Below are 23882 nucleotides of genomic sequence, written 5' to 3' on the forward strand. Positions count from 1 at the left end.
CGCCCACACAGGATGCAGCGTAAACCGGATCGCCCTGCGCGATCATTGCCTGGGCGAGCCGGGTCACGTCGGCCTGAAACTGGTCCGCCTTCGTATCGAGCACCGCTTGCCGCACGCGAGAGCCCGGCATCGGGGAAATCTCCCGACGATTGACCATGACGATCTCGACGCACGACGGCTCGGCACCCAGAGCACGCACGACGGCGGCGCCGACCTGCCCGGTGCCGCCAATGATCAGGACACGACATGCCATGTGAGGACCCGCCCGGTAATGGATGCCCCATCCTACGCGGGTTCGCGCCAGCCATCAGAACTTGCGAAGGGTGAGGCATGACTGGCCATGCAAGTCGTCATGATAGTGCCCTGCTCGACGCGGTACATTGGTCAGCGTGACCCACCCGAAGCCGAGGTGCGATCGTGACGACTGTTGCCCTTCTTATCGACATGCAGGCCGACTTCTTCGGCCACCAGCGGCTGTCCCTGCTCCGGCCCGCCCTCGCGGGTCATACCAATGCCCTCACCGCGATGGCCCGCGACGCAGCCATTCCCGTCGTCTGGGTGCGACAGGAATATGCGGCCGACCTCAGCGATGCGTCGCTGGAGGTGCGAAGGGGCAAGATCAAGGTGGTCATATCCGGAACTCCAGGCGCCGATCTCCTGCCCGAACTCGACATCGAGGCCACGGATCACTTCATCCTGAAGAAACGCTACAGCGCGTTCTTCGGCACTACCCTCGACGACCTGCTATCGCAGTTAAGCTGCGACCGATTGATCGTTGCCGGCGTCAATACGCACTCGTGCGTGCGAACCACGGTAGTGGACGCCTACCAGAGGGACTACGACATCATTCTGGCGAAGGACTGCATCGACTCCCTGGATCGGGAACACCACGACGTATCGTGGCGATACATGGATGGAAAGCTGGGCCGTGGCATGGCGAACGAACAGATTCAGGAATGGCTGAAACCCAATCGCTAGGCCGTGTATCGCGCTACCAGCTCGAACGATTCGTGTGCGTTGTCAGGGTAGTGCACAAGGCCGGCAAAATCGGTGCGAATCATCACGCCAGTGAGAAGATAGGCCCAGCCTTCCTCGCCGGCCTGATAGCTGTGGCTGTCGATATTCGCAACGACAACACCGTGGTACTGACCGCTGATCAGTACGGCATCACCGGCCACCATTGCTTGTCCGTCATCGTAAATTACGACCATCGTTGCCCCCAGCGAACCGACAAATCAACCACGTGACTCCAGTTTAACGCACCCTCGTGATTGGATGTCCTGAGGCCGCACGGGTACCATCGCCCCAGCCAACGCGAGGTACTTAGGATGACCGCCCGCTTTTCCCATCGATTGGCTCTCTGGCGTGCCGGTGCCTTCTTCGGCATTCTGGCCACTTTCGCTCTGGTGGTTCTTGTTCCCGCAGGGCTGCGAGAAGCGGGTTTCCATATCGCGAAGGCGTGGGGACTTAATGGGCTGGCCGCACCACTGTGTTGTCTGGGAGCCATTCCGKGCGCGTTCGTTGCCGATCGCCTGAGACTCTGAGAGTGATGACAAGCTATTGCGCGCCCTAGGATAGGAATTTCCAGCCGATGAGCCAAATCACGCAAATTAACGAGCCGTTCTTATCGCAACTCGGCGCGGAAGCGATAGAACTCTTTGCTAAGCGCGACTTTCAAGGCGTCGCAGACCGATTTGGCTACGCGCTGTCCTTTGATCGTCATCCTTCGTTGGCCATCGAAGCCGATTTCGACGCCGCCCTGGCGGAAGGCCAGCCACCATCCCGAGAGGCAACTTCTTCGATCACTGTGAAGTACTTCAAGGCTAACAGCAGCCACTTGGCTGCAGTCGTCGAGTGCGTGATGCCGGACGTTTCGGGTTTTCCAATTCTCATCGATTTAATCGTGACGGGCACCGAGAGCCCGTGGCATATCTCGGTGGAGGGCATTAGCGCCATATGGCCCGCTTGAGTCATACGGCCATCGGGAAGTCCCGATCGATCGGCAGCTTCGCGGCCAGTTAATCGCCATATTCATGCCCTTTAGCGTAGATAACCTAGGCCACTCTCAGGAGAGGACCCAGTCGATGAATCACACGTGGCGTCACGCAGGACTGATCGCGGCCCTATGTTTCGCGAGCACGGCCGCAAGTGCATCCCCTCAGGATTCGCAAGCCCCGAGCACTGCGCCCACGACGTGGCAGCCCCCTGCTCCCCTCACGCAGGTCCCGCTCTGGCCCGAAGGCCAGGTGATCGCACGGCCACCGGTCACCGGACCGGAATCGGTCAAGAACGGGGCCACGATCGAGAACGTCACGCGACCGACCATGACGGTCGTGCCGGCCAAGGGACCGAGCACCGGCACGACCGTCGTCGTGTTTCCGGGAGGCGGGTTCAGGGTCCTCGCCATGGACGGCGAAGGCACCGAGATCTGCGACTGGCTGACCAGCAAGGGCATCACCTGCGTTCTTCTCAAGTACCGCATACCGACGAGCGGCCCTCAATGGGATGGCTCGTGCGACTGCCGCCGGGAGCCGACAGTCCACATGGCCCTGCAGGACGCCCAGCGAGCCATCCGGCTGATCCGCCAGCAAGCGTCAAGTCTTCACGTCGATCCCCACAAGGTGGGAGTGATCGGCTTCTCGGCGGGCGGCAACATGGTGGCGGACGTGAGTAACGCCAGTGGCAAGAACTACGCACCGATCGACGAAGCGGACACACTGAGCGCTAGGCCGGATTTTGCGATAGCCCTCTACCCCGGCCGCCTGTGGGAGGGGAAAGGTGTGGTTCTCAATCCCACGCTACACATCACGGCTAAGACACCACCCACGTTCCTGGTACAAGCCGAAGACGACCCCGTCGACAACGTCCGGAACTCCGTGACCTATTTCCTCGCCCTGAAAGAGCACGGCGTGCCGGTGGAAATGCATCTCTACGCCACCGGTGGCCACGCCTTCGCTCTGCGCAAGCCGGATATGCCCATCGGCGCATGGCCCCAGCTCGCGGAAAAGTGGATGCAATCCATCGGCATGCTTCCTGCCGGCTAAACGCCTATATTCGGGGCCCGCCGTCCGACCGGAGATCGCCATGCATCATTCAAGGCTTTGCGCGGTATTGATCGACTGCAACACCGGGGATGTCGACCAGGCAGCCCACTTCTGGGCCGACGCCCTAGGGCGTCCGGTCGATCTCGATCATCCAGGGTCCGAGGGCAACTACCGCATGCTGGCCTCGCCGCCCGAGGAACCCATCGTGCAGGTGCAGCGCGTCACTCACGGAAGCCGCGTTCACCTGGACATCGAGACGGATGACATCCCGGCCGAAGTCGCTCGTCTGGAAGCGCTCGGCGCCGTCGTCGCCGAAAGGCTCGAGCGTTGGGTGGTGATGCAGGCGCCAACCGGCCAGCGCTTCTGCGTCGTGCGACCGCAGCGGTCCGACTTCCCCGGCAACGCCAATCGTTGGGACTAAGCCTGACTGCGCAGTCCGCGCCAGTAACGATCCAGCGATACCTTCAGCTCGGTCGCGAAATCCAGGCTGGTAAATGCCAGCGCCGCGTCGCCCATCATCGCCAGGCAATCGGGTGGGATGTCGAGCGCCTGCCACAGGCCCTGCGTCAGCGCGTAACTGTGGACGAGCACGCGCGCGCCCTCGCCTTCGGTCAGGCCGAGCGCAGCCTCGACGACTGTGCCTGCACCGACCAACGCCGTGCCGAGCTCCTGTTTATAGGTGCGCAGCCGGTCCTGCTCGATGTTTCGCTCCAGCACGCTGTAGCCCAGTGATTCGAGCTTGAGGATGTCGGGCTGCCCGGCGACGTGTGCGACGTAGGCAGCGAGAAATGCCGTGACCTTCTCGTCCACCGACCGCCCGTCCGGCGCGAATGCCTCGCGGATGCGCGTCATCATCGCCACGCGCTCGACGTGAAGGAGATCCATGAAGATCTCCTCCTTGGTCGCGAAATACAGGTACACGGTACCCTTCGCCAGACCCGCTTCCGTCGCGATGGCCGCCGCGGAAGGCAACTTTTCCGGATCGCGCAGGAACAGCGTGCGTGCGGCCGCAAGGATCGCGTCGCGACGCGCTTCCTTATCCTCGGCCGCCAGGGCGTATCGAACCATGCACGCTCAATCCATCATCAGGTGGTGGCCATTCTATAGGTGATACGCGACAGCTGCTGTCGCGAGAACAAGCGGGACAGGAAGGCCATGACGCGGTTGATGCGGCCCGCTATGACCGCCGACTTGCCTGCCGCCATGGCCGCCAGGCCAATGTCGACCACCGGCCGCGACTTCATCATCATGCGCTTCATCGCCGCATTCGGCGCCTCACCCGCGGCATCGAAAAACGAGGTCTCGGTGACGCCTGGCGACAGCACCGTGACCACCACGTTCCGCGATTTGAGCTCGGTATGCAGCGCTTCGCCCAAGGACAGGACGTAGGCCTTGCTGGCGGCATAGGCGGCAAAATGAGGACAAGGCTGGAACGCTGCCACGCTGGCGACGAGCATCACCTTGCCGCCACCACGCTTCGCCATGTCATTGGCAAACACATGGGTCAGGTCGGTGAGGCCAAGCACGTTGAGGCGAAGCATCGCGTTGATCCGCTCAACCGGCGCATCCAGGAATTCTGCGGTGATGCCATGACCGGCGTTGTTGATCAGCGTATCGACGAGGACGCCCTCTCCGTCCAGGCGCAGCTTCAAGGCGGCCGCCGCGCCATCGGCCGACAGATCCAGCGGCACAACACGTGCCTGCACGCCGTAATGTGAGCGCAGCTCGTCGGCCAGCCGCTCCATGGGTTCGGCGCGGCGCGCCGCCAGGACGACGTTGCTGCCTTGCTGGGCCAGCGCATGCGCGAAGTCGCGACCCAGCCCACTCGATGCGCCGGTAACCAGCGCCCAACCGTTCGATGCCATGGAACACCTCCAAAATGACCAGTGGTCATAACGTAAATGACCGTCGGTCATTTGGCAAGTGCTTCTAACGGCGTGCGGCCGCCTCGAGGTACGCGCGGCACATCACGGGCAGCTGCGTACGCAACATTGCCAGCGTCGCGGGCGAGGCATCGTTCTCCAACCCGGCCCGGACCGTGCCGACGAGCATGGTCCGCAGGGCGAACGTCACCTTGCCGAGGTCGTCGAAGGCCGCGTCAGAGGCGCTGTGGAGGAGCCGTTCGATGCACCGGTCGACCCGCCGCACCACATCGGCCACCAGTGCTGCCGTGTCCAGTTCGGCAGCGACCGCGTAGAGGGCGAGCGATGCCGGCATATGACGCAGCTTGGCGTCGAGATAGGCCTGGGTGAGTCCATCGGACATCTCCGCCAGGTGGCCACCCAGAAGACGAAGGCATGCCTCCTCCACGGCCACGACGACGTGTTCCAGGTACTCGTCCAACACCGCATAAAGCAACGCCTGCTTGTGCGGGAAGTACTGGTACATGGTGCCAACGGACACCCCTGCCCGCTCCGCTACACGCGTCGTCGTGAGCCGCCCGATGCCATCGGACAGCAAAACCTGAAAGGTCGCCTCATGAATCGCCGCCACCGTGGCCGATGAACGCGCCTGGCGTGGGGTTTTACGGGCCTTGAGCGCTTCCGAGGGAACGACGGGCATATGCGAATGTAAAAACCGAAGGATGATTCATATCTTAGAACAGAGCGCCGAGCACCGCACCATTCCAAACCCAACATCAAAGGAAACRCCATGAACGCAGCAGATCGCCGAATCGCCCTGGTCACGGGCGCCAACAAGGGCATCGGCCTGGAAGTCGCGCGTCAACTCGGCAAGGCCGGCTACCGGATCCTGCTCGGGGCCCGCGACAAGGCACGTGGCGTCGAAGCCGCCAGGACCCTGCAAAACGAAGGCATCGACGTGCGATACGTCGCCATCGATCTATCCGACAGCGCGTCACTGAAGGCAACGGCTACCGATATCGAAGCCAACGAAGGCCACATCGATGTGCTCGTCAACAACGCAGGCATCGCCGTCCAAGGTGATGGGCTACCCGGCGTGACCGACCTCGATATCGTTCGGCAGACCTTCGAGACGAACTTCTTCGGCACGATCGCTGTCACCCAGGCACTGCTGCCACTGGTCAAGAAATCGGCCTCCGGCCGCATCGTCAACGTATCCAGCGGCCTGGGTTCGCTCACGTTGAACGCGGATCCGGACTGGGATTACGCGGCGGTGAAGATCACCGGGTACAACAGTTCGAAAGCAGCCTTGAACATGTTCACCGTGTTGCTCGCCGCGGAACTCAAGGATCTTGGCATCAAGGTGAATGCCGTGAACCCGGGTTACACCGCTACCGATCTCAACGGGCACAGCGGCCACCAGACCATCGAGGAAGGTGCCGCCGAGACGGTGCGCATCGCCCTGCTCCCGGATGGCCCCACCGGTGGGTTCACCAGCACCGAAGGCGTGGATCCCTGGTAAGCACCGACCGGGCCGTTAATGCCAACAAGGCCGATCAAGGCACCCCTTCCGCCTTTTCGCGCACGAGATCGATGAATGCCCGGAGCCCTGCCGACATGTGCCGGTGCACCGGGTAATAAACATTCAAGCCATCGAAATACGGGCACCAGTCTTCGAGCACGGCCACGAGGCGGCCGTCGGCGAGATACGGGGCTACGTTCCACTCGCTGGTCCAGATCAATCCCATGCCATCCAGGGCTGCCGCGACCATCAGGTGATGGCTGTCGAGTCCGAGAGGACCGTCAACATCGATGCGTCGCTCCTGCCCGCGCTTTTCGAATTCCCAGCGGTACCACGTGCCGCTGGGCAACCGACTGCGAATGCAGGTGTGCTCCAGAAGATCCTCAGGCACCTTCGGCTTGCGTCGGTTCTCGAAGTACGCAGGCGAGCCGACGACGATGAAGCGCAGGCGCCCTGTGCAGCGCACGCCGACCATGTCCTGTGGCACGTCCCCCGCGATGCGTACGCCGGCATCGAAACCTTCGCCGACGATATCGACGAAGCGACCTTCAGTGACCACGTCCAGCCGCATCTCGGGATAACGACGCACGTACTCGAACAGCATCGGCTCGAGGATCATCGACGCCGCGCCTTCGGACGTATTGATGCGCAAGGTCCCGGTCGGGCTGTCGCGGAAAGCGTTGGCGGCTTCCATCGCGGCGGATATCTCGCCAAGGGCGGGCCGGATGCGGGAAACGAACTGCTCGCCTGCTTCGGACAGCGACACGCTGCGCGTCGTACGATTGAACAGGCGCACGCCCATGCGTTGTTCCAGGGCGGCTACGGCATGACTCAATGCCGAGGGCGACATACCCACGGCAACAGCCGCACGGCGAAAGCTCTGGTGCGTCGCCACGGCGAGCACCGCCTGTAGTTCGATCAGGCCGGCCTTGTGCATTGTGCGAATTCCCGCATCGATACGTCCCGGATAAGCCTGATTGTTAGTACAGCCGTGCGCAACTAGTTTGTCGTGGGTCATCCATCGGAAACGCTCATGACCCAGACCGTCCTCATTACCGGCGCCTCGACCGGCTTTGGCAAGGCCGCCGCCGTCCACTTCGCCACGCACGGCTGGCAGGTTGTCGCCACCATGCGCGACCCAGCCGCCGGCACCGACCTTGCCGCCCACCCCAATATCCTGGTCACGCGCCTGGATGTGCAGGACCTCGCGAGTATCGACGGCGCCATCGCCGAAGGCATTGCCCGCTTCGGCGCGATCGATGCGGTGGTGAACAATGCCGGCTTCGGCCTGTTCGGCATTTTCGAAGGCGCCAGCCGCGAAAAGATCCAGGAGCAGTTCGACGTCAACGTATTCGGCGTCATGGATGTCACCCGCGCCATCCTGGCCCATTTCCGCGGGCGTCAACGGGGCACCATCGTGAACGTGAGCTCCGGCGCAGGTGTCTTCGGCCTGCCGATGATCTCGCTGTATAACGCGAGCAAGTTCGCCCTGGAAGGCTTTTCCGAGTCCTTGTCCTATGAGCTGGCCTCGCAAGGCATCAACGTAAAGATCGTCGAGCCTGGCGGTGTGCTGGACACGCGGTTCGGTGCACGCTCGTCCGACGAGTTCGGCAGCGCGTCGGTACCGGTGGGCTACGAAGCCTTCGTGGCGGCCACGGGGAAGGTGTTCGAGGGGTTACGCGCCAGCCGCCATGCCACCTCCGAAGACGTCGCCAAAGTGATCTTCGAGGCAACGACCGACGGAACCGATCGCTTGCGCTATGTGGCCACGGACGATATCCGTCCGCTGATTCATTCGCGGCGGGAAACATCGGAAGATGCCTATATGCATTTCATGCGCGAGCAGTTCCGTGCCTAGCCCAGTGGCTTCCCCGCCGTGACACGCGGGGAAGCCTTCCTCATGTGCCGAGGCTACAGCCCTTGGCGCAACACCTCGATGCGCCAGCGCTGGTCATCGGAGACAGCGGGCGTACCCGCATATTCCGGCCCCACGACCACCGGTCGCGTTCCCGCACTACCGACGACGTGATCGATGCCCTGCCGCGGCGCGGCCGGGTAATTGGTCCATGGCTCGAGCGCCGGCGACGAGAAGTTGGCCGGAAAATCCGCAAACTGCCCCTTCGTCGAGACGTGCACCTCGCCCCCGGCGACGTACAGACGATAAGTCGAGTGGTCGACCAACGAATGCAGGCGATCAGCCCGCCACTGCCATTGCTTCTCGAACGTGACGTTGGCGCAGGATTCCGTCACCACCGAGCGCGTCGCCGGTCGAGCCGTGAGGCAGCGCCCGGAGCCGCGATTCACATAGCGACTGGCTTCGTCCAGACCCCACATCTGGCTGCGATCCGTGGCGTCACAGGCGACCAGTCCAACAAGGCCAGCGCTATCACGCAGGCAGGCTCCCGAGCCGGTCGCCGATCGGATCAGCACCGTGATCTCGGCGGAGAGGTAGGGATCGGTCAGGTCGATGACGAATTCCGTCACGGCACTGCGTGCTTCCCGCTGTCGCGACTGGCCGATATCGGAACGGTTCCACCACCACTTTCGTTTGTCCAGGTCGTATCCCGCGGTAACGGCCACGTTCGCCAGGCCCGCATAGTTTCCCGGTACTTTCCAGTAAGACATCGCCTCGAACGTGGTGGCACGCATCATCGGGGTCATCCATTTTTCGCTGAGCTCCGGCATACCCGCCCGTTCACGGGCAACGAGGACGTTGACGAGCTTAGGCGCGATAAATGCCTTCCAGGCCACGGTGCCGGGTGTCCGGGGCGTGGCCTGGATCGAGTAATCCTGAAACGTCGTCTTGAGGCTGGACTGCCACTTGTGTTCGTAGCCCAATGACAGGCTGAAGGGCAACTTCGCCGCAAGCGCATCATCTTTCTTGCCTGTTGCGCTGACTTCCGACCCCGTGGAGCCACCGATGGTGAAGCCACGAGTCTCGGTATCGTCCTGCGTGAATTCGGTGCGGCCGTCGGTCACAGGGAAATGGTCCAGATAGGTCACTTCCGCGTCGCCGGCCGTGATCTCGTGACGCAATCCATATTCGACAGGCAGATCGGCGGTCCACGCGTTCTTTCCGGTCTTGGCACCGTCGCTCACGCCAGCCGTCTCGGGCGCGATAGTCACCTTCGATGTCACCGTCAGCATCTTGTAGTCGGAGGACACCGTCCGGCTGCGCGCCACGTCGATGCCGGTGACGCCGGATATCTCGCCGCGGGCATCGACGACATTGATATCGAAGTGCCGCCCCGGACCGACCGGGGCCCCCTCGTCCGCATCGCCAGGGGATGCGCTTTGCACGCTTGCCATCGCGATGTTCGCGTCGGGGGACGGTTCCGTCGTCGCATGGAGGGCATGAAGAAGAGCCGACGCATCTGCACTGCTCTGCGCCGACGAAGCGAATACCGCGACGGCGTCGCCGTCCTTGCGGAGGATCGCATCACCCGCCGTTGGCGCAATGCCGAACGCGGCGGCCACGTGGACAAGGTCGTCGGGCGTCGGGCTATTCATGCTCAGGAGTACCGGCGAGCCCTGGATGAACAAGCGGGAAAGTATCCCGGCTTCGTCGCGTGCCAGCGGCAGCGAGCTGGCATCGACCATGACCAGCAGGTGCCTCGACGTTTCGGGTGCGAGGCGTGCGGCGTCAGCCGGGCGGATCAACGGAATGGCCAACGCCGAAGGCGGCGAACTGTCCGACGGCGGTCGGACAGATGGATCGCCGAACGAAACAACGGCCGTGATGGCTGGCTGGTCGGGCGACGACGCGTGTGTTGGAGAGCACATCGCCAGGACGGCAATCACGGCAAAACTGAGTGGTTTATAGGATAGAGCGGACGTTTTCATGGGATCGGACCTCCTTGTTCGTAGTCCGGTTCCGACGTTAGCGCCGCCTTGGCCACACGTGCATCGTCGTCGGACTAGCCTTCGAGGGGCGTCACTCAGGTACGTTCCGGGCAGCTTGCCGACGCGATCACCGGCGTTAGGAACATCCTGTCGTCGTCCCCGGATCAGGACTCGCCCGAATCCTTCCTAGCGCCTACAAGCTTTGTTGCACTGTCTCTGCCTCCATCAAGGTATTTCGCTTACCCCGCTTGCCGAACGCGCATAGTGAAGCGGGAAGGCTGCTTGCGAATGCCACCGGCAACGGAAGAGGAGCTGCCGAAGGGCAGCTCCTCGCCTGGTCTATAGATCAGGCGCCAGGCCTGCGCGCAGCACGATGACATCCCAGCGCTGCTCCGGACTGATGGCACGGTACGTGGATGCCCAGCTCGACGGCACCGAACCCGCGTTCACGCCGTGGGGCGCGGGAATCAACTCGCCTGCCAACGGGGCCCTCGGATAGCCTGACCAGGGGGAAAGGACCGCGTTATGCGGATTCACCGGCACATCCTCGAAACGGCCGGGCGGCACGTGGTAGCGCACTTTGCCCAACTCGACGTAGAGGCGATGCCGGCCATCGTCATAGCCACTGTGCAACCGATCGGCCCGCCATTCCCAGCGCTGGCTGTTTGCAAGCGTGCATGACGACATACGCAACAAGGCGTCCTCGGTGTCGGCCGTGAGGCATTGCTTCGTGGCGCGGTTAACGTACCGGCTCTCGCTATCCAGGCCCCACATCTGCGACCGGTTCGACGGATCGCAGGAGGCGATCGAGATCTTGCCTTCGGTCTGCGTGAGGCATCCACCGTCGCCGGCGGCGGAGCGGATCAACACAGTGATCTCCCGGGTGAGGAAGGGATGCGAGAGGTCGAAAACGTAGCTCTTTCCGGCCTTGATGGTTTTCGTCGCCTCGAAATAACCGCGTTGCGGCTTCACCCATGAGTTGAGGCGCTCATTGCGGTCGTATCCCGCCTCGATCGCCACGGTGACCTTGCCCTCGTAGTCACCCGGCAGCTTCCATACCGACCAGGTGTCCAGGGAACCGCTGAACATCATCGGCGTCATGTTCTTGCCGTCGGTGAATTTTTTTGTCTTGTTGTTCGCCATCAAGGCGTCCTTCAAGTGGGGAGCAATAGGTGCTTCCCAAAGCATCCGCTTGCCGCGATCGACGGGCCGGGCGAACAGTGAATAATCCAGGAACGAGTACCTGATGGTCTCCGTACTTTCCCTGGTGTAACTGAACGATAGGTTGAAACGTAGCTTTGCCGCCAGAGCGGCGCTGGGCTTACCGCTAGCCGACACGTGGGCGCCCATCCCTCCTCCGATGGTGTAGCCCCGCCGTCCTACCTTCTCGTAGTCCATCCTCGTCCCGGTCGACCCCATGCTCTCAGGAAGGCTGTGGACCATCTGTGCCTGGGCGCCATCGGCCACAACGCTGTGGCTCGCGCGATAGACCCAGGGCAACGTGGCTGTGATCTTGGTCGGCACCCCTCGCCTGCCGCGTGCGTGTGTGACGATGCCCGCCCCCTTGGGCGTTATCGTCGACCACGCACGCACACTGATTTCCTTGTCGTCACCGTTCCTGCTGGCCGAACGGATGACCTGGATGGTCGCCCGGCCGGTGATCTCATCAGTACCGGTCTCGATCAGTCCTTCGTGGAACGTGTAGATGGGTTCACCTGCCCCTTGGTCGGCGTCCTGGGCTGACGTGTCGTTGAGGCCATCGAATTCGGGTGCGTTGTCATCGCGAAGGCTGTTCACCGAAGCAGCCATCACCTGCGACCAGCGCGGATTCCAGTGCTGCTCACCGCTGGCGCTGTCCAGCAGGGCAACCTCGCCGTTCGCCTGACGCACGAACATGGCATCACCCGTCTCAGGAGACATGCCGAACAGTCCCGCGACATCCGCGCCGTGCGCGTCATCGGCGCAGACAAAGACGGGCACGCCGGCGTTGAACAGTTTCATGAGCACCGCCCGGCTCTCCCCGAGTGACGCGATGTCACGTGCGGCGACGATGGCGACGGCGCCGGCGGAGGGCAATGCGTAGCTTTTCAACTGGTCGGCGGGGAGGGAACCGCCAGCAACGACAGCAGCCTTCTGAAGGCCGTTCAGCAGGTCACCCGCATGGTCGATATGGGACGGGTCACCAAAGGTGAGGAGCGCCTTAACGGGCTTTTCAGCGGTACTGGGTGCCGCGATGACAGCGGGAGCCGCGCAAGCGAGTAGGACCGCGCCTAGGGTCATTGCAAGCGCGCGGCGGGGAACGTCGAGAGTTTTCATGAAGGACCTCCTTGTCTAGTCCGGGATCGACGGTAACCCGCTTCACCGTGCCAGCCACGACGCGGCCGCCCTTGCCTGACACGGACCAGGCAGCGTGGATCGGGGATTTTTCCGCCTGTTCGCTGACGTTCGCGGAGGATGCCCATTCGCCTACAGGACTGCCGGGACTTTGCCTACGTTGCGACGCGCGGGAGGCCGCCCCTTAAAGCGGCACTCGCCCGGGGCTCGATGGGAGCCGCGACCCCCGCGACCCACGCCGCCCGACCCACTGTATAATCCGGGGCAGCAACACCCGGTGGGAGAAGCGGAAGGACCCGCTGCCGAAGGCGCAACGCCCGTAATCGCTCAGGCCCCCATGACCACCGGCGTGCTTCATCACTCTGGAGAGACCGGTTGAATCCGGCGCCGAAGGTGCAAGAGGCCTACCCGCCTCCAAACTCTCAGGCAAAAGGACAGAGGGGCGCCCCACGTGCCGGCACGGCACGTTCTTTCGGATGCCTCCAAGTCATGAGCCAGAAAAACTCTCCTTCGCTGCGTGAGCTCGAGAACCATGGCGCGTTCATCGAACGCCACATCGGTCCGAACGATGCCGAGATCGCCGAGATGCTCAGCGTCGTCGGCCACGACACGCTCGACGCGCTGACCGATGCCATCGTCCCCGGCTCGATCAAGTCGCCCGCCCCGCTCGCCCTGCCCGCCGCGGTGACCGAGGAAGAGGCGCTGGCCAAGATCCGCGCCATCGCCGACCGCAACACCGTCTTCCGCAGCTTCATCGGCCAGGGCTACTACGGCACGCTCACGCCGAACGTCATCCTGCGCAACGTGCTCGAGAACCCGGCGTGGTACACGGCCTATACGCCGTACCAGGCGGAGATCTCGCAGGGCCGCATGGAAGCACTGATCAACTTCCAGACCATGGTCGCCGACCTGACGGGCATGGACATTTCCAATGCGTCGCTGCTCGACGAAGCCACCGCGGCCGCCGAGGCGATGACGCTGGCCAAACGTTCGGCCAAGTCGAAGTCCAACGTCTTCTTCGTCTCGAAGGACGTCCATCCGCAGACGCTCGAAGTGCTGCGCACGCGCGCCGACGGCATCGGCATCGAGCTGCATATCGGCGATGACGCCGAAGGCGCCACGGTCGACAGCTTCGGCGTGCTGCTGCAGTACCCGAACACCTTCGGCCGGGTGAACAGCTACCAGGCACTGGCCGACGCGACCCACGCGCGCGGCGGCATCGTCTGCGTCGCCACCGACCTGCTCGCCCTGACCCTGATCGCCTCGCCGGGCAGCTGGGGCGCGGACATTGTCGTCGGCAACACGCAGCGTTTCGRCGTGCCGTACGGCTTCGGCGGCCCGCACGCGGCTTACCTCGCCTGCCGCGACGCGTACAAGCGCTCGATGCCGGGCCGCCTGATCGGCGTTTCCGTCGACACCGAAGGCAAGCCGGCTTACCGCCTCACCCTGCAGACCCGCGAGCAGCACATCCGCCGCGAGAAGGCCACGTCCAACATCTGTACCGCGCAGGTGCTGCTGGCCGTCATGGCCAGCATGTATGCCGTGTACCACGGCCCGGAAGGCCTGGCCCGCATCGCACGTCGCACGCATCGCCTCACCGCCATCCTCGCCGGTGCGCTGACCAAGGCCGGCGTGACCGTCGGCAACGATTACTTCGACACCCTGCACGTGACCGGCATCGACGCCAAGGCGATCCACGCCAAGGCCGCCGCCGCCAGCGTCAACCTGCGCGCCATCGACGCCTCTAGCGTCGGGATCAGCCTCGACGAAACCACCACGCGTGCCGACATCGCCACGCTGGCCGGCGTCTTCGGCGCGAACGCGAACGACATCGACGCGCTCGATGCCGCCACCGCCGACGCCCTGCCCTCGGGCCTGCTCCGCGAGATCGACTTCCTGCAGCATCCGGTGTTCAACACGCACCACAGCGAGCATGAACTGCTTCGCTACCTGCGTGGCCTGGCCGACAAGGACCTCGCGCTCGATCGCACGATGATCCCGCTCGGCTCCTGCACCATGAAGCTCAACGCCACCGCCGAGATGATCCCGGTGACGTGGCCGGAGTTCGCCAACATTCATCCGCTTGCCCCGGCCAACCAGGCGCAGGGCTACAAGCAGCTGATCGATGAGCTCGAAGCGATGCTGGTCGAGTGCACGGGTTACGACTCCGTCAGCCTGCAGCCGAACTCCGGCGCACAGGGCGAATACGCCGGCCTGCTCGCGATCCGCGCTTATCACCGCTCGCGCAACGAAGGCCATCGCGACATCTGCCTGATCCCGGAATCGGCGCACGGCACCAACCCGGCCTCCGCGCAGATGTGCGGCATGACCGTCGTGGTGACGCGCTGCGACGCCAACGGCAACGTCGATGTCGACGATATCCGCGAGAAGGCCGAGAAGTATTCGGACCGCCTCGCCGCGATCATGATCACCTACCCGTCCACGCACGGCGTGTTCGAGGAAGACGTGGTCGCGATCTGCGACATCGTGCACAAGCACGGCGGTCAGGTGTACACGGACGGCGCGAACATGAACGCGCTCGTTGGCGTCGCCAAGCCGGGCAAGTGGGGTTCGGACGTCTCGCACCTCAACCTGCACAAGACCTTCTGCATCCCTCACGGCGGTGGCGGCCCGGGCGTCGGTCCGTGCGCGGTCAAGTCGCACCTGGCTCCGTTCCTGCCGCGCACGTTCGGCGGTGAGGGCGACGTCGGCATGGTCAGCGCCGCGAGTTTCGGCTCGGCTTCGATCCTGCCGATCTCCTGGATGTACATCACGCTGATGGGCACCGAAGGCCTGCGCAAGGCGACCCAAGTGGCCCTGCTCAACGCCAACTACATCGCCAAGCGCCTGGCGCCGCATTACGACACGCTCTACACGGGTCGTAACGGCCTGGTCGCGCACGAGTGCATCCTCGACCTGCGTCCGCTCAAGGACGCCACCGGCGTCGGTGCGGAAGACGTTGCAAAGCGCCTGATCGACTTCGGCTTCCACGCCCCGACCCTGAGCTTCCCGGTCGCTGGCACGCTGATGGTCGAGCCGACCGAGAGCGAATCGCAGCACGAACTGGATCGCTTCATCGACGCCATGATCCAGATCCGCGACGAGATCCGTGCGGTGGACGACGGTCGCCTGGACCGCGAAGACAACCCGCTGCGCAATGCACCGCACACGGCCACCATGGTCATCGGCACCGAGTGGACCCACGCCTACCCGCGCGAACTGGCCGCCTTCCCGCTGCCCTCGCTCCGGCTCTCCAAGTACTGGCCGCCGGTGTCCCGCGTGGACAACGTCTACGGCGACAAGAACGTGATGTGCGCCTGTATCCCGATCGATGCGTACAAGGAAGATGTCGAGGCCTGAGCCTCGGCATCAAAGGGCCGGCCAGGGATMCCTGGCCGGCCCTTTCCATTTGGTAGGAGCCGATTCATCGGCGATTGGGTGCTCGCCCGATCCCGGCCCGCTGACGCGGGATCGCCGATGAATCGGCTCCTACACCACGTTCTTGTCATAAACTGTTCGCCTAGCTTTTCCAAGGCAACGCATATGACCCAGGAAACCCCGCGCGACGACAGCCTCCTCGGCCTGCTCCAGGGCGTCGAGGACTTCAGCCGCAAGATCTTCCCCGAGCCGGAAAACCGAAAGCTGTTCAGCGAACTGGCCGAAGGCCAGGCGCCGCACACCCTGTTCATCACCTGCGCGGACTCCCGCGTGGTGCCGGAGATGATCACCCAGACGCAGCCCGGCGAGCTCTTCGTCTGCCGCAACATCGGCAATATCGTGCCGGGTTACGGCGAGATGCTCGGTGGCGTGTCCGCCGTCGTCGAATTCGCCGTCATGGTGCTCGGGGTTCGGCATGTCGTGGTCTGCGGTCATACCGACTGCGGCGCCATGAAGGGCCTTCTCAACCCGGAATCGACCAAGGACCTGCCCACGGTCGAAGCCTGGCTGCGCAACGCGCAGGCGGCCAAGAGCGCCGTGTTCGCACGCAAGCTCGAGGGCGCCGACGCCATGCACGCGTTGATCGAGGAGAACGTTCGCCTGCAGCTGACCCACCTCCGCTCGCATCCGGCCGTCGCCGCAGCGCTGGCCAACGACGCGATCAACCTGCTCGGCTGGGTCTACGACATCGGCGACGGCAAGATCACCGTCCTCGACGAGGCGACCAGCAACTTCATCCCCCTGGCCGAAGCGATCAAGCGAGAGCACAAGGCGTGATCCTTCCCGGTCGCGCGCATCTCGGACACATCCTGCGTTATGTGGGCAAGCCGCTGATCTGGTTGCTCGCGTGGGATGTGGCCGTGACCGCCTTCTGGTACGTGATGCACCCGCGATGGACCGCCGAGTTTCCCGCCCTGCCGCTCACCCTGCTCGGCTCGGCCGTGGCCGTCTACCTCAGCTTCCGCAACACCACCGCGTACGCGCGCTGGTGGGAGGCGCGAACGCTATGGGGTGCCATGGTCAACGCCTCGCGCACGCTCGCCCGTGAGGCGCTGGCCATGCTGCCCGAGCGTGCCAGCGGTATTGCCGTGGTCCACCGGCAGATCGCCTACGTGCATGCCTTGCGGCTGCACCTGCGCCGACAATCGCCCTGGGACGAACTGTCCGCGCGCCTGCCCGCCGACGACGTGGAACGCTTGCGTGGCGTCACCAACGTCCCCAACGCCATCCACGCCCGTACCGGCACGCTCATCGCCGAGGCGAAGCCCGATCCGATCCTGCTGACGGCTCTTGCGCGCACGCTTTCCGACATCTCCAACGCCCAGGGCGGCATGGAGCGGATCAAGAACACGCCACTGCCCCAGCAGTACGCGACCTACCCCGCCATCTTCACCCACGGCTTCTGCATCCTGCTGCCGCTCGGCCTGGTCGAGACGCTCGGGGTCTACACACCGCTGGGCTCCACGGTCGCCGGCTTCCTCTTCCTCGCGCTGCTGCAGATCGGCAACGACATGCAGAACCCTTTCGAAAACCTCGAAGACGATGTCCCGCTGACCACCCTCACCCGCGGCATCGAGATCGACCTGCGCGATGCCTTGGGCGAATCGCACGGGCTGGAGCCGGCCAAGCCGGTCGACGGGATTCTCTGGTAACACCCCCGCGCCTCGGCATGGTGCAGCGCACCCATGACCGTTGGCACACGACCGCGTCGTCAAATCGGATTTCAATCGATATAAATACCGGTCCCACGGAGATCTGCCCTTGCGCGCGATGCACCCGTTCGTCCTTGCCGCCGCCCTGCTGCCCGCGGCAGTGGTCGCCGCTTCCGGCCCCGCCGACCTCGTCAATCCGCTGATCGGCACCGCCAACGGGGGCAATGTCTTCCCCGGCGCCGTCGTTCCGTTCGGCATGTTGCAGTTCTCGCCGGAGGCCTCGCCGCTGCCCGGCAAGAAGTCGCCCATTGCCGCGCCAGGCGGTTACGAGTACCGCGCCGATGCGATCCGTGGTTTCAGCCTGACCAATGTCGAAGGCTGGGGGTGTGCCGGTGGCTCGGGCGATGTCCCGATCATGCCGATTACCGACGAGGTAACGACGTCGCCGTCGACGGACTTCCGCCATGCGTATGCGTCGAAGTTCACGCACGCGAACGAAGTCGCCGAGGCCGGTCATTACCACGTGACCCTCGACAACGGCGTCACCACGGACCTCACCGCCGCCCTGCATTCGGGCGCGGCGCGCTTCGCCTTCCCCGCCGGCAAGCCGGTCAACGTGTTGGTGCGCGCCTCGGATTCCGAATCGGGTTCCGAGAAGGCCACCGTCACCATCGATGCCGCGCACCGGCGCATCAGCGGCGACGTCACCAGCGGTAATTTCTGCGGTTACATCAACGAAGCGGATCGGCGCAGCTACTACACCGTCCACTACGTGATCGAGTTCGACCAGCCCTTCGCCACCACCGGCACCTGGCAGGACACGACCGTCACCAAGGGTGGCAAGCAAGCCGAGGGCGGCACGGGATACGGCGAGAAGGGTTTTCCGGACACGGGCAAGGGCTCGGGTGCGTGGGTCGGGTTTGCCAAGGGCACGCGTACGGTCAATGCCCGCGTCGGCATCTCGTACGTCAGTACAGCGAACGCACAGGCCAACCTGGACGCCGAGATCCCCAAGGGAACAACATTCGAAGCGCTACGCGACAAAGCCGTCGATGCCTGGAATGCGCGCCTCTCGCACATCGACATCGAAGGCGGCACGCCCGACCAGCGCACGGTGTTCTACACCGCGCTCTACCACTCGCTGATGACGCCCAACGTGTTCAGCGACGTCAACGGTGAATACACCGGCTTCGACAACAAGGTGCACAAGGTCGCCAGCAGCCAGAAGGCGCAGTACGCGAATTTCTCCGGCTGGGACGTCTATCGTTCCCAGCTGCCGATGGTCGCCTGGCTCGAACCGAAAACGGCGAGCGACATCGCCCAGAGCCTCTACAACCAGGCCCAGCAGAACAACGGCGTGTGGGATCGTTGGACGCACAACAACGGCGGCACGCACGTGATGAACGGCGACCCCGCCGCCGCCGCGATCGCGGGCATCTATGCCTTCGGCGGTCGCGACTTCGACGCCAAGGGCGCCCTCGCTTCGCTCGTCCATGCAGCGGATAACCCGACGGCACTGGACCTGTCGCACGATGGTTGCGAAGTGGAATGCGTTGGCCAGCGTCCCGGGCTGGATGCCTGGCTCAAGCTGCATTACATCCCCGTCGGTGCGCCTGCCTGGGGCCCGGCCGCCGATACGCTGGAAACCGTCGCCGCCGAGTTCGGCATCAGCGCACTGGCGGGTCGCCTTGGCGACACTGCCACCTCGCAACGCTTCCTCGGCCGCGCGCAATACTGGCGCAACCTGTTCGATCCGAAGGCCACGCCCGAGGGCGGCTACATCCGCAATCGCAACGCGGACGGCACCTGGGCACTGATCAAGGACGACGACAAGGAAACGCCGCACGCCTTCACGCCGTCGACCGAAGACGGCTTCGTCGAAGGCAGCGCCGCGCAGTATGTGTGGATGGTGCCGTTCAATGTCGGCGGCTTGTTCGACGCCATGGGTGGACGCGAAAAGGCCCGCAAGCGCCTCGATGCGTTCTTCTACCAGCCCGATGGCACCTTCGCCGTCACCAAGTCCGGCCCGCTGCATGCGGAGTTGGATAACGAGCCGTCGATCGGCACGCCGTGGCTCTACAACTTCGCCGGCCAGCCGTGGAAAACCCAGGAGCTGGTGCGCCGCGTGCTCGATACGATCTGGGTGAACGCGCCCAATGGCATTCCGGGTAACGACGATCTCGGCGAGATGTCCTCGTGGTACGTGTTCGCCGCGCTGGGTGTGTATCCGTCGATTCCCGGTCGCGCCGAGATGGTGGTTGGCAGTCCGTTGTTTACGAAGGCGACCGTGCACCGTCCCGATGGCGATGTCGTGATCGAAGCGCCGAACGCCGGTATGGGCAAGCCTTACGTCACGGCATTGAAGGTCGACGGCAAGCGCACCACGAAGTCGTGGTTGCCGGAGTCGTTCGCGCTGAAGGGCGGCAAACTGGAGTTCGATCTGTCGGACAAGCCGAACAAGGCCTGGGCAACGAAGCCATCCGACGCGCCGCCCTCGTTCGACAAGAAGTAGCCGATCTCGCTCTTGGTAGGAGCCGATTTATCGGCGAATGGGTGCTTGCCGCTGGTACCCATCGCCGATAAATCGGCTCCTACCGGAGCAGGTCAGTCGCGACCTGTTGGTTAGATCGCTACACGGCGCAGCCGCAGCGCGTTCCCCACGACCGACACCGAGCTCAGACTCATCGCCACCGCGGCGATCATCGGCGACAGCGTGATGCCGAACAGCGGATACAACACGCCTGCCGCCAGCGGCACGCCGACCGCGTTGTAAATAAAGGCAAAGAACAGATTCTGCCGGATGTTCTTCACCGTCGCCTCCGACAGAGCCCGCGCACGCGCGATCCCCGCGAGGTCGCCCTTCAACAAGGTGACCGACGCATTCTGGATGGCGATATCGCTGCCATTGCCCATGCCGATCCCGATATCCGCCGCGGCCAGCGCCGGCGCGTCATTCACGCCATCACCCGCCATGGCGACCTTCGCACCACGCGCCTTCAGCGCCTTGACGATACTCGCCTTGTCCTCAGGGGAAGCACTTGCATGCACCTCGTCGATGGGCAAAGACGACGCCACCGCTTTCGCCGTCGCCTCATTGTCGCCGGTGAGCATGATCAGCTTCACACCCGCGGCATGCAGGGCATCGAGCGCCGGCTTCGTCGAAGGCTTCACCGCATCCGCCAGCGCAAGCACCACGGCCAGTCGGCCGTCGATCGCCATGAACATCGCTGTCGCACCCTTTGCGCGCGCCCTGTCGGCGATCTCGCGTCCCGCTGCGATATCCACGCGCTCATCGTCCATGAGGTCGGCGTTACCCAGCGCGACATCGTGGCCATCGACGCGACCACTGACGCCCCGACCGACGACCGCCTGAAATCCCGTGACGGCGGGAATCGTGACGCCTTCGCCTTCCGCGGCCAATACGATGGCGGTGGCCAGCGGATGCTCGCTCGGTCGTTCGACCGACGCGGCAAGCGCCAACACCTCGGCACGCTCGCGACCGAAGACGTGCAAATCGACCAGGGTCGGCTTGCCCTCGGTGAGCGTACCCGTCTTGTCGAAGACCAGCGTATCCACCTCGCGAAGCGTCTCGATCGCAGAGGCATCGCGGAACAGAACCCCCGCCTGGGCGCCACGACCGCTCGCCACCATGATCGACATCGGCGTTGCCAGGCCCAATGCGCAGGGACAGGCGATGATCAGTACCGAAACGGCGGCGACCAGCGCATGCGTCAGCGTGGGTGTCGGCCCGACCATCCACCACGCAGCGAAGGCGAGTGCCGCGGCGACGACGACGGCAGGCACGAACCAGGCAGCAACACGATCGGCCACGCGCTGCAACGGCGCACGCGAACGCTGCGCTTCAGCCACCAGCGCCACGATGCGAGAAAGCACGGTGTCCTGGCCGACGTGGTCGACGCGAATCACCAACGCGCCATGCTGGTTCTGCGTGCCACCAGTCACCTTGTCGTGCACCTTCTTGACCACCGGCACCGGCTCGCCGGTCAGCATCGACTCGTCGACATAGCTTTCGCCGTCAATCACGCTGCCATCGGCCGGCACCTTTTCGCCCGGACGGACGCGCAGTTGGTCGCCAACGTGCAGCGATTCCAGGGGAATGTCTTCTTCGTTGCCGTCTCGGCCGATGCGTCGCGCCGTCTTCGGCACGAGGCCCAAAAGCCCGCGCAAGGCCTCGCCTGTCTGGCGACGCGCGCGCAACTCGAGGAAGTCACCGAGTGTCACCAGCGTGACGATCACCGCCGCCGATTCGAAATAGACGGCCACTTGCCCATGCATGTCGCGCATGGTCGGCGGGAAGAGCCCCGGCAAGGCAAACGCCACCGCGCTGTACAACCACGCCACGCCGGTGCCGAGCGCGATCAACGTGTACATGTTCGGCGACCAGGGCAGCAGCGAGCGCCAGCCGCGCGCGAAGAACGGCGCACCGCCCCACAACACCACGACGCTCGCGAGAAGGGCTTCTATCCAGCCGAGGCCCGCCGCCCATGGCTGGCGCCACATCTGCCCCGTCACATGCGGGACCATGGCAATCAGGAAGACGGGCAGCGTCAGCGCGACCAGCGTGGCCAGGCGTCCGCCGAGCGCGATCACTTCACCATTGTCGTCCTCGAGCGAGGGCATCGCTGGCTCCAGCGCCATGCCGCACTTCGGGCATGAGCCGGGGCCTTCCTGACGGACCTCGGGATGCATCGGGCAGGTGTAGATCGTCCCTGCCGGCATCGGCGCCTCGGGCGCCTTGGGTTTGAGGAAGGTCTCTGGTGACGCCACGAAGCGCTCCCGGCAACGCGCGCTGCAGAAGTGATGATCGTGGCCATGATGGGACGCGTGGTGTTGGGTCTTGGCCGGATCCACGGTCATGCCGCATACGGGGTCGATCACGGTCGCCACGTCGGCAACCGCGTCGTGAGAGCAACAGGCGTGCGTCATGTGTTCGGCTCCGCCAGTGCTTTGAGGATCGGGCAGTCTTCCGGCGCGCCATGACCCGGGCAGGCGTCGACCAGCTCCGACAGGCCGTCGCGCACGCGCTGCAGTTCGGCGATGCGCTCGTCGATGGCAAGCAAGCGCGCGGCGGCACGCTCACGCACCCCTTCCACGCCGACATGGCGGTCAGCGGAGAGAGCCAGCAACTCGCGAATCTCATCGAGCGTGAAACCGAGGTCYTTCGCCCGCCGGATAAAGCGCAGGCGAGAGACCGTGGCCTGGTCGTATTCGCGGTAACCCGAGGGCCGGCGCCGCGGGGCGGGCAGCAGCCCTTCCCGCTCGTAGAACCGGATGGTATCGATGGCGACGCCCGCGGACTGCGCGATGCGGCCGATGGTAAGGGAGGCTTGAGTGGTCATGGGACAAGTCTAGACCCTTGATCTAGGTCTAGAGTCAATAGCCAGATGATTCGCCGGGTCGATTCGGTCATTCACACCGGTGAAGCAGGCTTGGGACACACCGTTGACCGATTGCACGCATGGCGTCTGGATACTGCGTCGCAGGCCAGTCCTATCCTGATGGTGAATTGCAAGCCATGCAGCCCGAGTACGACGACATCACCAACCGGATAACAGCCATTGACCCCGGCGACAACGTTGATCTTTCGCTCTGGGCCATGGTCTTCGGCTCCAGTCCGGAGGAGGTACGCAAAGCGGTGGAGGGCGTTGGTCCCAATCCGCGTGCCGTCAGGGACTACATGAGGCGAAAACACGTCGGCATGTGGACCGATGGGTTGGGTTAAGTCGGCAACCGGGCAAGCGCCACGGCCCGATCGAGCTCTTCGACACTGAACGGCTTGACCAGTTGGACGGCATCGACCGGTGCACCCGCCATGGACGCCAGCGGGTCGGACAGCATGACGACCATGCGCATGGCCGGGTTGGTTGCCCTTGCTTCTTCCAGGTAGGCGCCATGGCTGTCTTCTCCCGGTGCAGGTACCGCCGCAACGGCAAGGTCGACCTTGCCGCGGGCCTTGGCAAGCCCGGCGCCTCCGACGTGCGTGGCGGCAACGGCCACGTCATAGCCTGCCCGGCTCAGGTAATCCCCGATCATATCGGCGAGCATCGGCTTGGGTTCGATGACAATGGCAAACTCGCGGTAGGGCTCAGACATCGCGGGACCTCATTCATAGCGAAGACATTCGGGAATGGCGGCGCGGCCCGTTGAGGGCCGGGCAAAGTGGTAG

22 protein-coding genes and 1 riboswitch are annotated in these 23882 nt (G+C 64.2%); of the genes, 11 read left to right on the forward strand and 11 right to left on the reverse strand.

Annotated features, from left to right (window positions below; translation table 11 throughout):
* Positions 1-253, reverse strand: a 253-nt coding sequence (locus AC1DYM_RS21245) for an NAD-dependent epimerase/dehydratase family protein (RefSeq protein ID WP_477341771.1), incomplete at its 3' end; no start/stop codon positions are given.
* Positions 254-417: 164 nt separating this feature from the next.
* Here AC1DYM_RS21245 and AC1DYM_RS21250 point away from each other — a divergent pair.
* The gene (locus AC1DYM_RS21250) at positions 418-978 is read left to right on the forward strand and encodes a cysteine hydrolase family protein (protein ID WP_477341773.1); all 561 of its coding nucleotides are present in this window, start codon (positions 418-420) and stop codon (positions 976-978) included.
* Here AC1DYM_RS21250 and AC1DYM_RS21255 read toward each other — a convergent pair.
* Positions 975-1211 (reverse strand): hypothetical protein, encoded by a 237-nt coding sequence (locus AC1DYM_RS21255; RefSeq protein ID WP_477341775.1) that lies wholly within the window; start codon positions 1209-1211, stop codon positions 975-977. The genes AC1DYM_RS21250 and AC1DYM_RS21255 overlap by 4 nt on opposite strands.
* Before the next feature lie 380 nt (positions 1212-1591).
* Between AC1DYM_RS21255 and AC1DYM_RS21260 the strand changes: the two genes are divergently transcribed.
* From AC1DYM_RS21260 to AC1DYM_RS21270, 3 genes are all read left to right on the forward strand, one after another.
* Positions 1592-1969 carry a hypothetical protein gene (locus AC1DYM_RS21260; RefSeq protein ID WP_477341777.1) on the forward strand — a complete coding sequence of 126 codons (378 nt, stop codon included), beginning with the start codon at positions 1592-1594 and terminating at the stop codon, positions 1967-1969.
* 277 nt (positions 1970-2246) lie between these two features.
* The gene (locus tag AC1DYM_RS21265; RefSeq protein ID WP_477341778.1) at positions 2247-3044 is read left to right on the forward strand and encodes an alpha/beta hydrolase; all 798 of its coding nucleotides are present in this window, start codon (positions 2247-2249) and stop codon (positions 3042-3044) included.
* A 40-nt stretch (positions 3045-3084) separates the two neighbouring features.
* On the forward strand, positions 3085-3465 hold the full coding sequence (locus AC1DYM_RS21270; RefSeq protein ID WP_477341780.1) for a VOC family protein: 381 nt from the start codon (positions 3085-3087) through the stop codon (positions 3463-3465).
* Here the strand turns inward: AC1DYM_RS21270 and AC1DYM_RS21275 are convergent.
* The 3 genes from AC1DYM_RS21275 to AC1DYM_RS21285 form a co-directional block, all read right to left on the reverse strand.
* The gene (locus tag AC1DYM_RS21275; protein ID WP_477341782.1) at positions 3462-4112 is read right to left on the reverse strand and encodes a TetR/AcrR family transcriptional regulator; all 651 of its coding nucleotides are present in this window, start codon (positions 4110-4112) and stop codon (positions 3462-3464) included. The two genes, AC1DYM_RS21270 and AC1DYM_RS21275, sit on opposite strands and share 4 nt — an antisense overlap.
* Positions 4113-4129: 17 nt before the next feature.
* Entirely contained in the window at positions 4130-4909 is a 780-nt protein-coding gene (locus tag AC1DYM_RS21280) for an SDR family NAD(P)-dependent oxidoreductase (RefSeq protein WP_477341784.1), read from the reverse strand.
* Positions 4910-4973: 64 nt separating this feature from the next.
* Positions 4974-5606, reverse strand: a complete 633-nt coding sequence (locus AC1DYM_RS21285; protein ID WP_477341786.1) for a TetR/AcrR family transcriptional regulator — start codon at positions 5604-5606, stop codon at positions 4974-4976.
* Positions 5607-5696: 90 nt separating this feature from the next.
* On the opposite strand from AC1DYM_RS21285, the gene AC1DYM_RS21290 reads away from it, so the two are divergent.
* On the forward strand, positions 5697-6428 hold the full coding sequence (locus AC1DYM_RS21290; RefSeq protein WP_477341788.1) for an SDR family oxidoreductase: 732 nt from the start codon (positions 5697-5699) through the stop codon (positions 6426-6428).
* A gap of 34 nt (positions 6429-6462) precedes the next feature.
* Here the strand turns inward: AC1DYM_RS21290 and AC1DYM_RS21295 are convergent, their stop codons facing one another.
* Complete coding sequence (locus AC1DYM_RS21295; protein WP_477341790.1) at positions 6463-7365, reverse strand: LysR family transcriptional regulator; 903 nt, start codon at positions 7363-7365, stop codon at positions 6463-6465.
* Positions 7366-7461: 96 nt separating this feature from the next.
* Between AC1DYM_RS21295 and AC1DYM_RS21300 the strand changes: the two genes are divergently transcribed.
* The gene (locus AC1DYM_RS21300) at positions 7462-8286 is read left to right on the forward strand and encodes an SDR family oxidoreductase (protein WP_477341792.1); all 825 of its coding nucleotides are present in this window, start codon (positions 7462-7464) and stop codon (positions 8284-8286) included.
* Positions 8287-8339: 53 nt separating this feature from the next.
* Here AC1DYM_RS21300 and AC1DYM_RS21305 read toward each other — a convergent pair whose 3' ends face one another.
* Both AC1DYM_RS21305 and AC1DYM_RS21310 read right to left on the reverse strand, forming a co-directional pair.
* Positions 8340-10271, reverse strand: a complete 1932-nt coding sequence (locus AC1DYM_RS21305) for a hypothetical protein (RefSeq protein ID WP_477341794.1) — start codon at positions 10269-10271, stop codon at positions 8340-8342.
* Between the two features lie 339 nt (positions 10272-10610).
* Entirely contained in the window at positions 10611-12587 is a 1977-nt protein-coding gene (locus tag AC1DYM_RS21310) for an RICIN domain-containing protein (RefSeq protein WP_477341796.1), read from the reverse strand.
* Between the two features lie 370 nt (positions 12588-12957).
* Positions 12958-13053: riboswitch (glycine riboswitch) on the forward strand.
* 41 nt (positions 13054-13094) lie between these two features.
* On the opposite strand from AC1DYM_RS21310, the gene gcvP reads away from it, so the two are divergent.
* The 4 genes from gcvP to AC1DYM_RS21330 all read left to right on the forward strand — a co-directional run bounded on the left by gcvP (position 13095) and on the right by AC1DYM_RS21330 (position 20207).
* Positions 13095-15965, forward strand: a complete 2871-nt coding sequence (gene gcvP, locus AC1DYM_RS21315) for an aminomethyl-transferring glycine dehydrogenase (protein WP_477341797.1) — start codon at positions 13095-13097, stop codon at positions 15963-15965.
* Positions 15966-16148: 183 nt separating this feature from the next.
* Entirely contained in the window at positions 16149-16820 is a 672-nt protein-coding gene (locus tag AC1DYM_RS21320; protein ID WP_477341799.1) for a carbonic anhydrase, read from the forward strand.
* On the forward strand, positions 16817-17695 hold the full coding sequence (locus AC1DYM_RS21325; RefSeq protein WP_477341801.1) for a bestrophin family protein: 879 nt from the start codon (positions 16817-16819) through the stop codon (positions 17693-17695). The genes AC1DYM_RS21320 and AC1DYM_RS21325 overlap by 4 nt, the downstream gene beginning before the upstream one ends.
* 118 nt (positions 17696-17813) lie before the next feature.
* On the forward strand, positions 17814-20207 hold the full coding sequence (locus AC1DYM_RS21330; protein ID WP_477341809.1) for a GH92 family glycosyl hydrolase: 2394 nt from the start codon (positions 17814-17816) through the stop codon (positions 20205-20207).
* 110 nt (positions 20208-20317) lie between these two features.
* Here AC1DYM_RS21330 and AC1DYM_RS21335 read toward each other — a convergent pair whose 3' ends face one another.
* Positions 20318-22642, reverse strand: a complete 2325-nt coding sequence (locus AC1DYM_RS21335) for a heavy metal translocating P-type ATPase (RefSeq protein WP_477341803.1) — start codon at positions 22640-22642, stop codon at positions 20318-20320.
* Positions 22639-23055 (reverse strand): heavy metal-responsive transcriptional regulator, encoded by a 417-nt coding sequence (locus AC1DYM_RS21340; RefSeq protein ID WP_107913157.1) that lies wholly within the window; start codon positions 23053-23055, stop codon positions 22639-22641. The genes AC1DYM_RS21335 and AC1DYM_RS21340 overlap by 4 nt, the downstream gene beginning before the upstream one ends.
* A 119-nt stretch (positions 23056-23174) precedes the next feature.
* On the opposite strand from AC1DYM_RS21340, the gene AC1DYM_RS21345 reads away from it, so the two are divergent.
* Positions 23175-23438, forward strand: coding sequence for a DUF3606 domain-containing protein (locus tag AC1DYM_RS21345; RefSeq protein ID WP_477341805.1), 264 nt, complete (start codon positions 23175-23177; stop codon positions 23436-23438).
* On the opposite strand, the gene AC1DYM_RS21350 is transcribed toward AC1DYM_RS21345, so the two are convergent.
* Positions 23435-23809, reverse strand: a complete 375-nt coding sequence (locus AC1DYM_RS21350; protein WP_477341807.1) for a response regulator transcription factor — start codon at positions 23807-23809, stop codon at positions 23435-23437. The two genes, AC1DYM_RS21345 and AC1DYM_RS21350, sit on opposite strands and share 4 nt — an antisense overlap.
* Positions 23810-23882 lie beyond the last annotated feature (73 nt).

The sequence above is a fragment of the Luteibacter sp. P1_D3 genome (assembly GCF_056406135.1).

What these genes read in the sequence shown, in the direction of transcription:
- AC1DYM_RS21255 (WP_477341775.1), bottom strand. Translation starts at nt 1,211, where the DNA reads ATGGTCGTAATTTACGATGACGGACAAGCAATGGTGGCCGGTGATGCC.
- AC1DYM_RS21350 (WP_477341807.1), bottom strand. Translation starts at nt 23,809, where the DNA reads ATGTCTGAGCCCTACCGCGAGTTTGCCATTGTCATCGAACCCAAGCCG.
- AC1DYM_RS21290 (WP_477341788.1), top strand. Translation starts at nt 5,697, where the DNA reads ATGAACGCAGCAGATCGCCGAATCGCCCTGGTCACGGGCGCCAACAAG.
- AC1DYM_RS21280 (WP_477341784.1), bottom strand. Translation starts at nt 4,909, where the DNA reads ATGGCATCGAACGGTTGGGCGCTGGTTACCGGCGCATCGAGTGGGCTG.
- AC1DYM_RS21300 (WP_477341792.1), top strand. Translation starts at nt 7,462, where the DNA reads ATGACCCAGACCGTCCTCATTACCGGCGCCTCGACCGGCTTTGGCAAG.
- AC1DYM_RS21275 (WP_477341782.1), bottom strand. Translation starts at nt 4,112, where the DNA reads ATGGTTCGATACGCCCTGGCGGCCGAGGATAAGGAAGCGCGTCGCGAC.
- AC1DYM_RS21330 (WP_477341809.1), top strand. Translation starts at nt 17,814, where the DNA reads ATGCACCCGTTCGTCCTTGCCGCCGCCCTGCTGCCCGCGGCAGTGGTC.
- AC1DYM_RS21345 (WP_477341805.1), top strand. Translation starts at nt 23,175, where the DNA reads ATGGCGTCTGGATACTGCGTCGCAGGCCAGTCCTATCCTGATGGTGAA.
- AC1DYM_RS21285 (WP_477341786.1), bottom strand. Translation starts at nt 5,606, where the DNA reads ATGCCCGTCGTTCCCTCGGAAGCGCTCAAGGCCCGTAAAACCCCACGC.
- AC1DYM_RS21260 (WP_477341777.1), top strand. Translation starts at nt 1,592, where the DNA reads ATGAGCCAAATCACGCAAATTAACGAGCCGTTCTTATCGCAACTCGGC.
- AC1DYM_RS21310 (WP_477341796.1), bottom strand. Translation starts at nt 12,587, where the DNA reads ATGAAAACTCTCGACGTTCCCCGCCGCGCGCTTGCAATGACCCTAGGC.
- AC1DYM_RS21320 (WP_477341799.1), top strand. Translation starts at nt 16,149, where the DNA reads ATGACCCAGGAAACCCCGCGCGACGACAGCCTCCTCGGCCTGCTCCAG.
- AC1DYM_RS21270 (WP_477341780.1), top strand. Translation starts at nt 3,085, where the DNA reads ATGCATCATTCAAGGCTTTGCGCGGTATTGATCGACTGCAACACCGGG.
- AC1DYM_RS21295 (WP_477341790.1), bottom strand. Translation starts at nt 7,365, where the DNA reads ATGCACAAGGCCGGCCTGATCGAACTACAGGCGGTGCTCGCCGTGGCG.
- AC1DYM_RS21335 (WP_477341803.1), bottom strand. Translation starts at nt 22,642, where the DNA reads ATGACGCACGCCTGTTGCTCTCACGACGCGGTTGCCGACGTGGCGACC.
- AC1DYM_RS21305 (WP_477341794.1), bottom strand. Translation starts at nt 10,271, where the DNA reads ATGAAAACGTCCGCTCTATCCTATAAACCACTCAGTTTTGCCGTGATT.